This window comes from Archangium violaceum, from assembly GCF_016859125.1.
In the GTDB taxonomy this organism is placed as follows: Bacteria; Myxococcota; Myxococcia; order Myxococcales; family Myxococcaceae; genus Archangium; species Archangium violaceum_A.
Window position 1 is genome coordinate 3,064,772 of sequence record NZ_CP069338.1, and the last position, 13,347, is coordinate 3,078,118.

The following is a 13,347-nucleotide window of genomic DNA, read 5'->3' on the forward strand; positions in this document are numbered from 1 at the left end:
GCCGGAGAAGAGGTCCGGCTCAGCGCCGATCGGCTGGCGCGCGGCGGGCCTGCCCTCGCTTCACCTCGGGAGCGACCTGCCCGAGGAGCTTGTGCGCCTGCTGGCGGTGCTGCACGAGCGTTTGGAGCTCGTCCTGGATGGCCTGGGTCAGCCGCGGGTTCTTCACCTGCTTCAAGGCCCACTGCATCTTGTCGACGGCCAGGTCGTACGAGAGCACCACGGACGACAGGTAGGCTCTATCCAGGTTCACCCCGCTCAACATCGGGAGGCTGGCCAGCGAGGTGAGGATCGCCGCGTGCATGAAGTCCTGCCTTGCGTTCAGCTCGCCCTGTTGCAGGGCCTGCGCAATATCGATGCCCTCGCGCTGCGCGAGCTGCTGGAGCTGTTGCTCGAAGCGCTGGTGCGTCTGCACCGACTTCTGCGCGAACTGACGGACGGAGGGGGTAGCGGCCTGGCCCTCGGCGATCCGCGACATGTCGGCGGCCCACCGGTTGGCCAGCATCAGCTCGGCCAACCACTGGCTCTCGTCGAGCTGTCTCACCTGGGGCTGCGCGCCCGGCTGCTGCATCGCGCCCGGCTGCTGCATCGTGCCCGGCTGCTGCATCGCGCCCGGCTGCTGCATCGCACCCGGCTGCTGCATCGCACCCGGCTGCTGCTGCTGGGCGCCGGCCCCGGCCGCGCCGCCAGTGCCCTGGGCCTGCTCCTGCTCGTAGGAGCGTCCGAAGAGCTCGTCTTCCTCGGTTGCCTCCTGCTGCGGCAACGTGCCTTCCTCGCGCGTGCCACTGGCCACCTGCTCCTGCTCCGTCTGTCGTTCCGCCCGCTCCTGAGGGCCGCTCGCACATCCCCAGCCCGCCAACGAGGCCGCCACCATCAAACCCATCAGTTTTCGCATGTCTTATCCCCCCGGGGCCCCTGGCCCCCAGGAGAATCTACGGTGCGATTCCGGCCGGGGAAGTCGGCATCCCGAGCCGCCGTGCAGGCCCTCGCCCCACCGGTGTGGAGCTCCCGCACCACGAGGATGAGACGCAGACCGCACGTCCACAGGGCCTTCCCTCCCCTGGGGCGGGAGGATTGATAGGGATTGGCCGCGGGGGACAGCCCTCACCGCCGTGACTCGTTGGTGTGACCGGGGCGCTGGATGAGCGGTACCACGTACCAGCACACGAGCGCGATGACCAACACGAGCCCGGCCACGAGCATGCCCCAGGACATGTCGAAGACGAACTGGGTGACCAGGAGGATGGCGGTGATGATGGAGACGAGCAGGAAGAGCAGGCCGCTCACCGTCATCACTCCCGCGTATTTGATGCGCCTCCGACGATGGACATCCCGCTCCTGGGACAGGCGCGTGATGCGATGATAGGAGGCGGGGGCCAGCAGGAGGATGGTCGCGATGGCCGCGCTGGCCACCGCGACTCCGTACAGCGTCCGGCCTGTCTGGCCAAGCTGGTCGAATCGGGAGGAGAACGGGGTGGTGAGCAGGAACGCCAGGAGGACCTGGACGCCCGGAATGATGGTGCGAAGCTCCTCCAGGATTTCCCGGAACCGTTCTCGCTCCGTCGATTGCGAGTCCATGTCGAGGGCGTTGTCTCTAACGGCCCTGCTCGTCCTGGGGCTCCACTCCAGCCCCGCCCGTCGCCGGAGACTGCTGCCGGTTGATCCTCATCGTCTTCCCACCGGAGGTGAGCTGGTCGGCGACCAGGACGATGCGATCCGTGAGAATCACGGGCCGTGCACGAACGGAGAGGCGTTGCCCCTCCTTGAGTTGGGCCGAGCCCAGCTGATCCGCGGGCCCGAGATCGACGGCCGCGATTCCCTGCTGGGTGCGCAGCAGCACCACCGTGTTGTCCACGTCACTGCCCGGCACGGACACGTTCTTCTGGCGTACCACCTGCCCCGTCACCTGGCGCGCCAGGCTCTTGTTGAACCGTTGCTCTGGCCGGTTGAGCTGGACCTCCTTGCCGCCGATCGTCGCGCGCTGGGCGAACAGGACGGCCCGGTCCCCGACGCGGCCGGCGACCCCGGAGGCCTGCAACTGCTGACCCTCCTTCAGCTGAGGGGCGTTGCGCATGGGGGAACCCAGGTCCACCACCACCCGCCGGCCCCCTTGCGTCTCCAGCAGGACGACCTGATGGCGGCGATCCGTGCCGCGGACGGTGACCTCCTTCTGTTTGAGGATGGTGCCCTGCACCTTCCTCATGCCGCGCTGTCGCGCCTGCTGGCCCGTCCCGCCCTGATGGGCCGCCTCCCCCTGCTGCATCTGTGTCTGTTGTTGCCGCGAACCGCCCGCCTGCTGCTGTCCTTGTGCGAAGGCGGGAGTCACACACACCACGGTCCCCGCGACGATCCACGCGCTCAATGCACTCTTCATGACTTGTCTCCTGGATGATTGAGAGGCTTTACATCCGGCTCCTCAGATGTCGAAGAGCCCCTCGTCGCCCGGGTCGTCGTAGGTGTCGTAGAACCAGTCGTTGCCGGCATCCGCGTCGTAGTCGCCGTCGTACAGCTCGTTCTCGTTCCAGCCCATACCGTACTCGCCCACCTCATCCAGGCCCGCGCCCCCCACGCCCGTGTCGTACATCCCCATGTCGTAGGTGTCGTAGTACCAATCGTTCTCGAAGGTGTCGTTCTCGTAGATTCCTCCTTCGAAGAACCCTTCCTCCTCCTGCGCCATGGCCTGCCCGGCCGCCAGGGCGGCCGTCAGCGTGCCGAGGGCAAAGGCCCTGCGCAGGAACCCGCGGATTGAAAGCGTCATGTCGTCCCCTTCAGGAATCGGGTGCACCAGCCTCCAGGACGAAAATGGTGCGCACCCGGAGAGAGAGAACTGCCCTTCGTGGGTAGCGTCTGTGTGGTGAGGTGCAGGAGGAGGAGGGAACGGAAGGATGGGTTGCCCGGCAGCCTCGGCTCGTCCTGCTTCAACCTCAGCAATACCAGCAGCGGCACGCGGAACACCGCCAACCGGGAACCCGAAGCGCGCCCGGTGTCACACCGGGCGCGCTCCAGACTACCCGCAGGTGATGGCCACGTTGTTGTAGCGGACGTTCGAGGTCTTATAGACCAGGGTCCTCATGTCGCCCTGAGCGAAGCCGCGCTCCCCGCAGGCGCAGCTCGCCTGCGTTCCCGTGCACGACGTCCAGCTCGTGACGTCGCCGCCCGCGTCCTCGCGGTACTCGGCGTTGAAGACAGCCTTGTTCTGGTCCACGAAGGCGGTCTTGTAGACCCCACACTCGTTGTACCTCTGGCACTCCTCGTTGATGGCGAAGTCGAAGGACGGGGCGAGCTGGGCAACCTGTTCGACGTCATTCTTGAGCGCGATGCCCAGACACCTGGCATGGGCCGCTTCGGCGAGCCAGCGGTTGTAGGCGAGCTGGTCCGCCGCCGTGAGGCCCCAGCAGGCCTGATCCGTGCACGAAATCTCATCGTCGTGTGCGTAGGCGTCGACGTTGTCCGGCTCGACCGCGTCGCACCCCTTGTCACGCGCCAGCTGCAGGCGGGCCTCCATCACGGTCCGCACCGCCGGCTTGCGGTGATCCAACCACCACTCGCAGCCCCCGCCGCTCTCGCACCAGTCGCCCATGATGTGGATGGACTCGTTACAGTCCTCGCCGGGGCTGCAATAGGTGTCGCGCGGGAACTGGGCGGCATCGCTCCGCCAGTTCTCGTAGGAGCCAGCGCTGAAGTAGCAGACCACCTTCTTGCCAGCGTTCTTGTACTCCTGGATCTTCGCGCTCGAGGTCCCGAAGAGGTCGACGACATAGACCTGGGCGTTGAGCGTCGTGGGGATGGAGCTGTTCTCGAGGTCCCAGATCCAGGTGGTCCCCTTGGGGAAGCTCGGGATGGTGCACGCCAGGTCGCCGGAGGCCTCCTGCCTGGCTCCCGCTTCGGCCAGGGCGTCCTCGCCCTCCATGGGCATGCACCCGGACACGAGCAGCGCGGAACAGGAAATCAGACGGGTCAATCGCTTCAGCATGGTGTCTCCCTTGAGCCGTGAGTTGGCTTTGAACATCGCCGCGCATAAGGCATTCAGAGCCGCTCGTCCAGACAAGCCTGCTTCTCCCGAATCTCATGAAACAAGAGACTAAAAGAACCCCCATCTCGCCCATGAGGCAGCTAAAGTTGTCGTGAACCCCACAGGAGTGAATTCATGTCCGCCGTCACCATTCCCACCATCGACACCGAGCGCCTCACGCTGCGCGGCCATCGACTCGAGAACTTCGAGGAAGCCTTCGCGCTGTGGAGCGACCCGGAGGTCACCCGGTACATCGGTGGCAAGCCGTCCACCCGGGAGGAGGTGTGGGCCCGTCTGCTGCGCAACGTGGGCCACTGGGACCTGATGGGGTTCGGGTTCTGGGTGGTGCGCGAGAGGAGCACGGGCCGGTTCGTCGGCGAGGTGGGCTTCGCGGACTTCCGACGTGACATCGAACCGTCACTCGGGGATGCCAAGGAGGCGGGCTGGGTGCTGTCTCCGTGGTCACACGGAAAGGGGTTCGCCACCGAGGCCGTGCGCGCGGCGCTGAAGTGGGCGGAAGGCCGGTTCGGTCCGGAGCGGGTGGTGTGCATCATCGACCCGCCGAACGAGGCTTCCCTCAAGGTCGCGCACAAGTGCGGGTTCCGCGAGTTCGCACGCGGCACGTATAAAGGCGGGCCCATGCTGATGCTCGAGAGGCTCCCCGAGGCCAGGTGAGCAGCCGGGCGTGGATCTCCTGGGGCCGGCAGGGTTAACCTCAAGACATGTGCCGAAGCATCAAACCCCTGTTCAACTTCGAGCCGCCCGCCACCGACGATGACATCCGCGCGGCGGCGCTGCAGTTCGTCCGGAAGATCGCCGGCACGCGCAAGCCGTCGAAGCAGAACGCCGACGCCTTCGAGGTCGCCGTCGAGGAGATCTTCCAGAGCTCCAAGCGCATGCTCGAGGGGCTGGTGGCGACGACCCCACCAAGGAATCGGGCGCGCTTCGAGGAAATGAAGAAGCTGCGCTTCAAGAAGGCCGAGCCACGGGGCTGAGGTCTCCCCCCGAGCCCGTGGCGAGGCCCCTGCGCATACCGGATGCGCCCTACTTCTGCTTCTCCTGGTCTCCGTGCGTTCCGGAGCCACCGACCGCGGCTTGCGGCATGTCTCCCCAGCCCGCCTCGGAGAACGCCTTCCATTTCCACTGACCATCGCGCTTCACGAGCAGCCCGGCGTTCCTGCCGGAGTACTTCTGGCCCCCCATGGTCATCGTGTAGTCATCCGTGAGGTTGGCGAGCGAATCGGACAACACGGTGATGCCGAGCTTGTGGTTCATCTGTATGTCCGAGGGCATCTGCTCGTACATGGGCTTCATCATCTGCACGTACTGCTGCCGGTCGTACGTCTCGGCCATCGGCACGCCCTTGCTGTCATCGGTCAGCATGTAGACCGGGAAGTCGGCCCGGGCGAGCTCCGCCTCGAAGTCGCGACGCTTCATGATGGCATCGCCCTCCTTGACCCAGGCTTCGATCTCCTTTCGTGTCTTCGCTTCATGGGTGGGCTTGCGAGTCCACGGGCCCATCCTGGACATGTCCATGGGAATGCCCGAACCACCCGTGGCGGCCGGGGCGTGCTCCTGCTCCTGGCCCTGGGCCCAGACAGGCGAGGTGAGCACGAGCGAGACGAGACACACCGCGATTCGACGCATCATGAGCAAGCGACCTCCTTTTCGCCCGAAGTTGGTGGTGCTCCGACCCGGGGACAAACCGGCCCACTGAAGCTGCCCTGGCCCGCGGGGCCCCCCAGGGAGCCGAGCGGGGCCGCGACTTCCTCGGCGCGCCCGAACTTCGCTATGGTCCGAGCCCGGGTTGGCTCACCGAACAAGGGAGGGGAACATGGATGACACGACCCACGCGCTGAAGGGCAGCACGGGCAGGGAAGCAGACGCCAACGCGTATCCCGGCAACGAACTGGTCACCGTATCCGACTGGGTGGTGGGCTACTCGGACGGCACGCTCTCCGTCTGCTGCACGGTGAAGCCGAAGGATTCCTCGAACGCGGTCTCGAGTCTGTACGTGTCCGCGTACAGCGCCCGGGGCAAGCGCGTGCAATACTGCTCCAGCAACAGCAGCCTCAACGGCATGAACGCCCCGCATGGAACCTGGATGTCTGGTTTCGCCAGCACCCAGCTCTTCGACCCCGCGGTCAACGGCCACACGAGCACCAGCGTCATCTGCGGGTTCGTGAAGACCGACATGGGCTCGAAGAACTTCTACATCAAGCGTGACTTCGACGTCACGGACGCGTCCTTCCAGAGCGAGAAGCGGCACTCGTAATAGGGGTAGGCCTTCGCCGTGAGCGGCTCGTGGGGCCGACACACCAGCTTCACCCCGAGCGTCCGGCACAGCTTGTTCGGCCAGGCGTGGCCGTCGAGGATGACGCGCTCCGACCCCGGCCACGCCAGCACCGCATCGCATCTGGCGGGCGAGCAGAGCCCGGCCTCGACCAGCCGGCGGAGCACGCCCTCCGCCCACGTCCCGCGCGGCTCGTCGGGCATCGCCAGTCCGAGCCCCACGGTGGGTCCGATGGTCTCTCCCACGTCCAGGTTCAGATCGATCAGGTGCAGGTGCGAGAGCCAGCGCTCGGCGATCTCCTCGATTTGAGCGCGAGGGCCCGGCCAGCCGATCCGCTCGAGGAACGCCCCCAGCTCCGCTCGCGGCGCGCCGATGACCACCCGGATCGCCTCCGAGCCGCGAGCGGCGAGCGGCGCGACGTGCGCCACCTCCGCCAGGTCGGGGAGGAATTCGAAGCAGCGGGTGATGGTCCTCGCGATGGCGGGCGACACCGGCCTGCCCTGGAGCACTTCCAGGGCCCGCCAGATGATGCGAAGCGCCTCATCGTGGGTGGCACCCGAGGCCCGGCGGGAGGTAGGCACCCTCCGTTCGAACTCGGGCTGCACACAGACGAAGGGAAAAGGCGTGGGTACACCGGAGACAGCCCCCTCCAGATCGTACTCCAGCCAGAAGATGGGGACCCGCGACAGCACCGAGCCGGGCTTCACCCACTCCTGGGAGAACGCACGAATGCCGTCCCAGTGGGGGCCGCGCAAACGCTCACGTGTCTTGGACAGCGCCTCGGCCAGTGCCGGGGGCCCCCCATCACTGGCCATGCAGCAGACCATGAAGTCCACCCGCCGGGAGCCCTCCTCCAGGCGGCACTCGAGGCAGATGCCTCCCGAGACTTCCGGCAACAGCCGCGCCGCGGTGTGGATGTTGTCCAGGGCCCGCCCGTCCACCAGCAGCTCGGGGAGCAACGGACGCAGCCGACTCAGCAACTCATCGACGTGGACGATCATCGGGGGAGTGCTCGCTCTCGCGTGCTCAGGCGCTCACGATCGTGAGGGCGTTGTCCTTGCTCCCGTAGTGCCCGTCCGGGTTGGCCACCAGCACCGAATACGCGCCGAGCGGCACGTTGGAGGGAATCTGTACCTGGGCGGTCAGACGCGACCCCCGGTTGCCCGCGTTCACCACGTTGAGCGTCTGCCCGGGGAGCTCCACCGTCCCCTGCTTGAGCACGGCCATCGAACCCAGCGCGAAGAAGTCGCCGGAGATCTGGAGCTGAACCGAGGTGCCCGTCTCGACAGGGTCCGGCGTCACCGAGGAGATCTCCACCACCGACTTCACCCAGACCGCGGCGAACAGCTCCACGTGGCTCAACTCCAGACGGAGGTGCTCGATGACCTTGTCGAGAGAACCGGCATGCAGGGCCTCCAGCTGAGCCGGGGTCAGGCCGGCTTCCTCCATCATGCCCTTCGGGTTCTTGGTGAACTTGCGTTGGAGTTCCGGGTTGCGAAGCAGATCAGAGATGAAATGCAGAAGCATGTTTCCCTTTCGGCGTCGACGCAAATCACCACTCGTTCGATAACAGCCGGGCTATATCATTTGAAACCCGGAACCAGAAGGGTCGCCCATCGCTCCGGGCGTTTGATTCCGCCAGCCGTCAGCAGCGTGTCGGCCCGGAGTTTGAGCGCCCTGCCCTCCTCACCGCCCAGCAGCTCGCCCTTGCACCAGAGAGCACATGCCGCATGGGTGGGCATGTTGGCCGACTGGTAACCGTTGATGGCCACCGACAGGTGGGCCAGGGCCTGCTCGTGCTGCCCTCGCACCCGGGCCAGACCCGCCCGGAGCAGCTGCTCCAGGAAGGGAGCATCCCTCCGCATCTCGCGGCCGACCCGGGCAGCGTCCTGCTCGGCCGTCTCGAGCAGCTTCGCGCGCCGGCTCGAGTCCTCCCGCACCAGGGCCAGCGCGATCTGCGCCCGCAGCGCATACAGCTCCATGCGCGCGTTCTGCGCCCGGAAGATCTGCCCCGAGACGAGGGCGGGCCAGCTCTTCTCCAGGCGGGCCCAGGCGTCCGCGGGCCGTCCCTGGTAGAGGTCCGCCTGGGCATGGCGCTGGAAGTCGAAGTTCTTCTGGACGAGACCGCTCTGGGTCCAGCTCGCCATGGTCTCCCGCAGCAGCGCCCGGGCCTCCTCCGGCTCGTCCCGGGCGAGCAGGCAGTACGCGGTCGAGAACGAGGCGGTGACCCGGGAGAACAGATCGCCCACCTCGGTGGCCCACCGGAACCACTCGGAAGCGCGCCGCTCCAATCCCTGGATGTCGCAGGTGGCCTGCAGCACCAGGGTGTAGAGGGTATGCCCCACGTTGAGCTCCCAGATGACGTCCGTCCCGTGCCGCTGGAGCAGCGTCATCCCACCATCCACCTGTGCGAGCGCGGTGCTCCAGTCACCCAGGACGAACGAGCGCGCGGCACGGTAGGTCTCGGCAAAGCCAATCAACGCGGGCTCCTTCAGCCGCTGGGCAAGCTCCCAGCCCCGCTCGAGGTAGCGGGTGCCCTTCTCCAGCGTCTGGGGCGTCCCCTGCCAGATCAGGATGGGACCGAAGGCGATCAACGCGCGGGCGACCCGGGACGGCTCCCCCGCTTCCAATGCCAGCCTCAAGCTCTGCAGCTGGTAGCTGCCCGCCCGCATCCACTCCACGCTCGCCAGCGATTTACCGAGCGCCCAACCCATGTCCACCTGGACGAGCATCCCGGGCGGAGCTGGCGTCCTCCGCGCCTTCGGCTCCAGACGGCTCATCTGGAGGCGGAGCATCTGATAGAGCAGGTTGGAGAAGGCTCCGACGTTGGTCCGGGGATAGGACAGGCCCACCTGGGAGAGCAGTGGCCGAACCAGGCCCAGCCCCTCGTCGATACGGCCGCTCAGCATCAGGCTCTCGATGGCCCGGCGCTGGAGCCCCAACCCCTCTTCCGGAGGGCTCTCGCGAGCCACCTCGAGGAACAGCGGCCCCGCCTCGGCGCCCCTGCCGGCATTCGCGAGGGCCTCGGCCCGGCGCGTCTTGAGCACCCTGGGACGCGGGAGCTCCGCGTCGGAGGCACCGCCCCCCCATTGGAGCGCGGACCCGAAGAGCTCCGCGGCACGGTGGAAGGCCAGGGCCTTGTAGGCGCGCTCGGCCGCGTGGACGGCATGGACCGCCGCCCTGCGCAGCTCACCCGCTCCGTGAAAGTGCTCGGCCAACAGCTCGTGCTCCGGCTCGGGCCGGGTCTCCAGCACCTCGGCGAGCCGACGGTGGCGTCCGGCGAGCGCGCTGGCCTCGAGTCCCTCCACCACGTACTCGCGGATTCGATCATGGGAGACCTCCAGGCGGGTGTGCTCCCCCCTGCGGACCCGCAACAGACTCCGAGCGCGCAGCAGGACGAGCGAGGAGAGCGCGGCCTCTCCCTCCCGGGCCGCTTCGAGCACCAGGGTCTCGTCGGTGGGCCGCCCAGCCACGGCCACCAGTTCCAGCAGGTACCGCGCGCTCTCCGGGAGCTGGTGGATCCGCCTTCCGAGCACATCCCGGAGGGAGCTCCCCTCCCTGGACGCCGCGGGCGCCTCCTCGGTGACCTGCTCGGGCTCGAGGGAGAGCTCCTCGATGAAGAAGGGATTGCCCTCGGCTTCGCGGACGATGCGCTCGGCGCGGAGCCGGGCCTCGGGCGAGGAGGAGCCCAGCCGGAACAGCGCGAGCCGCAGGGCCTCCTCCGCCGGGAGCGGTTGGAGCACGAGCTCGCGCCGGGGAGCCAGCGCGGGCGAGTGCGCCAGCAGTTGCTCCAGCTCGCGGAGGAAGGGGCTGACCTCCGCCTCCCCGGTGCGGTAGCTCGCCACGAGGAGCAGGTGCGGCACGTCTGGAGGCGAGAGCAACTCGGCCAGCAGGCGTGCGCTGTCCGCGTCGCCCCACTGGAGGTCATCGAAGCAGAGCACCACGGGTCCCCGCCGGGCCAGGCTCGCGAGCAGCTTCTTGAGGACGGCCACCATCTGATGGCGCATCTGGAGCGAATCGAGCGGCTCGGCGGGTGCCGGAGCGTCCGGAGCGAGCTGCGCGAGCACCCGGAATACGGGGAAGAAGGCCGTGAGCTCCTGGACCTGGGCGGGGATGGGCTCTCGCGCCTCGTTGTCGGGCAGCTGCAGGAGGTAGCGCATGAGCGCATCCAGCAGGCTGTCCAGGGTCTTGTAGGGGACCGACTCGCGCTCGTAGCAGCGCCCCATCAGCGTGATGGCACCACGCGCGTAGGCGGAGTCCAGGAAGGTCCGCAGCAGGGTGCTCTTCCCCAGGCCGGGACCGCCGCTGAGGTACACCGTCTCGACCCGCCCCTCCCTGCTCCGCTCGAAGGCCTCCTCCAGCACCTGGAGCTCCGCCTCGCGACCCACGAGCGAGCGCCCCTGACCCGTCAGCACCTGACGGCTCTTCCCGTGGCTCCCGCTCCCCTCCGGGGCCAGGCAGGAGAGGATCTCCTCGTGCTTGGGGCGGTCCTCCGGCATGGGGCTCATCATGCGCATGCAGAGAGCCTCGAGCTCCGGCGGCAGGCCGTACGTGAGCCGCGAAGGCGGCACCGCCCCCCTCTTCTGATCCTGGAGGCGCTGGGCCGGAGGACCCACGAAGGGGCGCTGCCCGGTGAGGGCCTCATAGAGCATCACCCCCACGCTGAACCAATCGCTCGCCTCGGTGGCGGCCTCGCCCATCCACTGCTCCGGTGCCATGTAGCAGGGCGTGCCGGCCAACTCCTCGGGAGTCGCGTCCATGGGCGCGGGCGCGAACTCGCGGGCGAGCCCGAAGTCGAGCAGCACCACCCGGCCGGTGCTGGTGACGAGGACGTTGGAAGGCTTGAGATCGCGGTGGACGATGCCCGCCGCGTGCAGGGCCCGGACGCCCTGGGCCAGGAGGAAGAAAGCGGAGCGCAGGCGCCGCGGGTCCACGGAGAAGACGGGGCGAGCGGGCTCTGGGGCACCGGGCGCGGGAGCGGCGGAGAGCGGCGCGGGCGGTGCCGCGCGTGCCGACGTCTCCGATGGGAACACCAGGGTCGTCTCTTCGACGTGGCTCGTCCACGGGGCCCTGGGCTCGAGCGTCTCGGTGGGCGCCTGCGACAAGATGGGGTTGAAGGAACCCGAGGTGGCGGAGCGCTCGCGGACGTAGGCGATGAAGTTGCTCCCCGCCACATACTCCATGGTGAAGAACCACCGGTCACCTTCCGAGTGCAGCTCGTAGAGCGTCACCAGGTTGGGGTGGACGATGTCCGTGAGGAGCCGGAACTCCTGCTTGAAGCGGTAGAGCGCGCTCGGCCGGGAGTCATGGAGGAGCTTGAGTGCCACCACCATGTTGTAGTGACGGTCGAAAACCTCGTAGACGGAGCCGAAGGCTCCCTGACCGATGAGCCGGCGGACCTCGAACCGCGCGGTCCCCTCGAATCCCTTCTGAGACAGAATCCGCACGTGCCCCGCCTTTCCCCCGGCGAACCGGACAGGACCCATGGAGGAGGACACCGAGGCCCGCCTCGAGGATGCGTTGATGGACAGGAATTATCCACCGCGCGATTCCGCTTGTGAAGGAGGCGCGGGTGGGCCCTCCAGCTACTCCTGCTCCTTCTCGTCCTTCTGGAGCAGGGACTGGCAGGGGACCTCCGGCCGGGGATACGCATTGAACGGGAGGAACCAGACACCATCGAACCCATGCAGGTTGGCCCTGCCATGGCAGGCCATGCACGAGGACCTCGAGTCCTGGAACCAGGTCTCGGCCGCCACGTTGGCCGTGTTCGTCTGCGGCTGCGGCTGGCGCGCATTGGGGAAGCTGTCCGTCCCGTCGTGGGTCGGCCACTGCGTCATCACGAGTTGGTAGTTCTCCCAGACGGTGCCCTTGACGCCTGGGGCGGCGTGATAGTCCTCGTTGGTACGCTGGGTCGAGCTGGCGATCGGCCGCATGCGCACCACCTGCGTCGGCTCCGGGTCCCGCCGCGGCGGATTACACCGATCGATCGGCCTGCCCATGGGAGAAGGCGGCGTCGTCGGATCGCCGTTGTTGAGCGCGTACGGCGCGCGCCCCTGGCTCTTCTCACCCGGGATGGCCGGAACGTTATCGACGTGTTCGAAGGTGGCCCAGATCCAGTTCGGGAAGCCCACGACCTTGTTGACGATGTGCAGGCCGATCAGACCGACGGGGGTTGGGGTGCACCTGCCGGACACCGGGTCGAGCACGTTGGCCTGGGTGACGTAGTAGCGGCTCCATTGCTCGGGAGGCACCCCCGTCATGATGCGCCACGAGGCCTTGACCCCGATCGAACCAAACGGGAACTCCAGGGGGTTGTCCGTGCCGCCATGCAGGTTCTCCGCCAGATACAGCGGGCCCGGGTACCGCGAGGGAGGATTGATGATGAAGTTGTACTGCGTGTTGTTGACCCGGAACTCGTAACGGACGTACTGGCGGTTCTGGCTCACCAGCGGACCGGCCTGACGTTTGAGGCCGGCCTGGTTGAACCCGTGGAACCTGTCGAAGGAGGCCAGGTATTTCGTGTAGGGCGCCAGCCGCTCGTTGGGATCGCATGGCGAGAGTGTGTCGAAGCTGTTCCAGGTGGCCGGAGCCGCACCCCCGGGGAGGAACAACTCGTAGTCCGCCTTCCATGTCTCCCAGACCCCCGGCACGGACACGTCACCATAACGCTTCCCGTTGTCGGCGAGGCCCCGGTATCTGCCCTTCTGTGCCGGCCAGGTGAGCGCGATGAACTCCCGCCACGCGAAGTCATCGAAATACGGCAGGTTCTTCTCGGGGTCGGAGAACGGCGGGGTGATGCTGACGGGGACGACCGCCGACACCTGGGGCGACGGGCGAGCGGCCGGGGCCTGGGCGCTCGCGACGGGAAGCCAGGCGAGGAGAACTCCCATGAACAGTCGGGTGACGAAGGTGTATCGACTCAGCATCGGATGCGATCCCCCTGGTGCTCGACTGAAACCACGTGGACGGGCCCCGCGAGGTGCCCGGATGGGGGCAGGTTGCAGCAGCCTCCGGGGCATCCACCATGAAGAGGTTCACCCGTTTG

13 protein-coding genes are annotated in these 13,347 nt (G+C 67.5%); 3 read left to right on the forward strand and 10 right to left on the reverse strand.

Annotation, left to right across the window (positions count from 1 at the left end; genetic code table 11):
* Nucleotides 1-19 precede the first annotated feature (19 nt).
* The 5 genes from JQX13_RS13140 to JQX13_RS13160 all read right to left on the reverse strand — a co-directional run bounded on the left by JQX13_RS13140 (nucleotide 20) and on the right by JQX13_RS13160 (nucleotide 3,970).
* Entirely contained in the window at nucleotides 20-892 is an 873-nt protein-coding gene (locus JQX13_RS13140; RefSeq protein ID WP_203409343.1) for a DUF4142 domain-containing protein, read from the reverse strand.
* A gap of 209 nt (nucleotides 893-1,101) precedes the next feature.
* Complete coding sequence (locus JQX13_RS13145) at nucleotides 1,102-1,575, reverse strand: DUF6328 family protein (protein ID WP_203409344.1); 474 nt, start codon at nucleotides 1,573-1,575, stop codon at nucleotides 1,102-1,104.
* Between the two features lie 16 nt (nucleotides 1,576-1,591).
* On the reverse strand, nucleotides 1,592-2,371 hold the full coding sequence (locus tag JQX13_RS13150; protein ID WP_203409345.1) for a hypothetical protein: 780 nt from the start codon (nucleotides 2,369-2,371) through the stop codon (nucleotides 1,592-1,594).
* A gap of 42 nt (nucleotides 2,372-2,413) precedes the next feature.
* Nucleotides 2,414-2,755, reverse strand: a complete 342-nt coding sequence (locus JQX13_RS13155; RefSeq protein ID WP_203409346.1) for a hypothetical protein — start codon at nucleotides 2,753-2,755, stop codon at nucleotides 2,414-2,416.
* 249 nt (nucleotides 2,756-3,004) lie between these two features.
* A complete protein-coding gene (locus tag JQX13_RS13160; protein WP_203409347.1) occupies nucleotides 3,005-3,970 on the reverse strand; it encodes an endo alpha-1,4 polygalactosaminidase in 966 nt (321 codons plus the stop codon).
* Nucleotides 3,971-4,144: 174 nt separating this feature from the next.
* On the opposite strand from JQX13_RS13160, the gene JQX13_RS13165 reads away from it, so the two are divergent.
* Nucleotides 4,145-4,684, forward strand: coding sequence for a GNAT family N-acetyltransferase (locus JQX13_RS13165; RefSeq protein WP_203409348.1), 540 nt, complete (start codon nucleotides 4,145-4,147; stop codon nucleotides 4,682-4,684).
* 47 nt (nucleotides 4,685-4,731) lie between these two features.
* Entirely contained in the window at nucleotides 4,732-5,004 is a 273-nt protein-coding gene (locus tag JQX13_RS13170) for a DUF2277 domain-containing protein (RefSeq protein ID WP_203409349.1), read from the forward strand.
* A gap of 49 nt (nucleotides 5,005-5,053) precedes the next feature.
* Here JQX13_RS13170 and JQX13_RS13175 read toward each other — a convergent pair whose 3' ends face one another.
* Entirely contained in the window at nucleotides 5,054-5,659 is a 606-nt protein-coding gene (locus tag JQX13_RS13175; protein WP_203409350.1) for a hypothetical protein, read from the reverse strand.
* Between the two features lie 184 nt (nucleotides 5,660-5,843).
* Here JQX13_RS13175 and JQX13_RS13180 point away from each other — a divergent pair, with 184 nt between their 5' ends.
* On the forward strand, nucleotides 5,844-6,284 hold the full coding sequence (locus tag JQX13_RS13180) for a hypothetical protein (protein WP_203409351.1): 441 nt from the start codon (nucleotides 5,844-5,846) through the stop codon (nucleotides 6,282-6,284).
* Here the strand turns inward: JQX13_RS13180 and JQX13_RS13185 are convergent.
* The 4 genes from JQX13_RS13185 to JQX13_RS13200 all read right to left on the reverse strand — a co-directional run bounded on the left by JQX13_RS13185 (nucleotide 6,221) and on the right by JQX13_RS13200 (nucleotide 13,228).
* Nucleotides 6,221-7,303 carry a hypothetical protein gene (locus JQX13_RS13185; protein ID WP_203409352.1) on the reverse strand — a complete coding sequence of 361 codons (1,083 nt, stop codon included), beginning with the start codon at nucleotides 7,301-7,303 and terminating at the stop codon, nucleotides 6,221-6,223. The two genes, JQX13_RS13180 and JQX13_RS13185, sit on opposite strands and share 64 nt — an antisense overlap.
* A 25-nt stretch (nucleotides 7,304-7,328) precedes the next feature.
* Nucleotides 7,329-7,829, reverse strand: coding sequence for a hypothetical protein (locus tag JQX13_RS13190; RefSeq protein WP_203409353.1), 501 nt, complete (start codon nucleotides 7,827-7,829; stop codon nucleotides 7,329-7,331).
* Between the two features lie 56 nt (nucleotides 7,830-7,885).
* Entirely contained in the window at nucleotides 7,886-11,749 is a 3,864-nt protein-coding gene (locus JQX13_RS13195; RefSeq protein WP_203409354.1) for a serine/threonine-protein kinase PknK, read from the reverse strand.
* Nucleotides 11,750-11,887: 138 nt separating this feature from the next.
* Complete coding sequence (locus JQX13_RS13200; protein ID WP_203409355.1) at nucleotides 11,888-13,228, reverse strand: hypothetical protein; 1,341 nt, start codon at nucleotides 13,226-13,228, stop codon at nucleotides 11,888-11,890.
* Nucleotides 13,229-13,347: the final 119 nt, after the last annotated feature.

Coding starts and splice junctions, on each gene's coding strand:
- JQX13_RS13145 (WP_203409344.1), bottom strand. CDS start 1,575: ATGGACTCGCAATCGACGGAGCGAGAACGGTTCCGGGAAATCCTGGAG.
- JQX13_RS13180 (WP_203409351.1), top strand. CDS start 5,844: ATGGATGACACGACCCACGCGCTGAAGGGCAGCACGGGCAGGGAAGCA.
- JQX13_RS13175 (WP_203409350.1), bottom strand. CDS start 5,659: ATGATGCGTCGAATCGCGGTGTGTCTCGTCTCGCTCGTGCTCACCTCG.
- JQX13_RS13200 (WP_203409355.1), bottom strand. CDS start 13,228: ATGCTGAGTCGATACACCTTCGTCACCCGACTGTTCATGGGAGTTCTC.
- JQX13_RS13160 (WP_203409347.1), bottom strand. CDS start 3,970: ATGCTGAAGCGATTGACCCGTCTGATTTCCTGTTCCGCGCTGCTCGTG.
- JQX13_RS13185 (WP_203409352.1), bottom strand. CDS start 7,303: ATGATCGTCCACGTCGATGAGTTGCTGAGTCGGCTGCGTCCGTTGCTC.
- JQX13_RS13165 (WP_203409348.1), top strand. CDS start 4,145: ATGTCCGCCGTCACCATTCCCACCATCGACACCGAGCGCCTCACGCTG.
- JQX13_RS13155 (WP_203409346.1), bottom strand. CDS start 2,755: ATGACGCTTTCAATCCGCGGGTTCCTGCGCAGGGCCTTTGCCCTCGGC.
- JQX13_RS13190 (WP_203409353.1), bottom strand. CDS start 7,829: ATGCTTCTGCATTTCATCTCTGATCTGCTTCGCAACCCGGAACTCCAA.
- JQX13_RS13140 (WP_203409343.1), bottom strand. CDS start 892: ATGCGAAAACTGATGGGTTTGATGGTGGCGGCCTCGTTGGCGGGCTGG.
- JQX13_RS13150 (WP_203409345.1), bottom strand. CDS start 2,371: ATGAAGAGTGCATTGAGCGCGTGGATCGTCGCGGGGACCGTGGTGTGT.
- JQX13_RS13170 (WP_203409349.1), top strand. CDS start 4,732: ATGTGCCGAAGCATCAAACCCCTGTTCAACTTCGAGCCGCCCGCCACC.